Source organism: Oleiphilus sp. HI0123, from assembly GCF_001635315.1.
In genome coordinates, this window is the sequence record NZ_LWGE01000843.1 from 1 (window position 1) to 423 (window position 423).

Sequence of the window (423 nt, forward strand, 5' to 3'; positions counted from 1 at the left end):
AATTCGATAAGGGACAGCCTGGCGAATTAAAAATTCTTCAATGACACGCGACTGTGCATTGGAGCGGTAGAGAATAGCGCATGGTGAACGTAGCTGGCCGTGGTTGTCCGAAGGATAGATGCGGTCAGAAATATAGTTGCATTCGTCTTGTTCGTTGAACGCGGCATAAAGGTCTATCGGTTCACCTTCACTGCCATCAGTCCATAGCTCTTTTCCTAAACGTCCGCTATTGTTTGAGATCAAAGCATTGGCCGCGTTCAGGATAGTGCAGGTCGATCGATAGTTTTGTTCCAGCTTAATAACTAAAGGCTGGGCAAAGTCGTTTTGGAACTGTTGAATGTTCTCTATCTTCGCGCCACGCCAGCCGTATATAGATTGGTCATCATCGCCCACTACCATAATGGGGATTCGGTTGCCTGCGAG

The 423-nt window shown here is 47.5% G+C and carries 1 protein-coding gene; it reads right to left on the reverse strand.

The annotated features are described in order from the left end of the window. Positions 1-423: 3'-5' exonuclease (locus A3761_RS07345; protein WP_197472935.1), on the reverse strand; the 423-nt coding region annotated here is incomplete at both ends.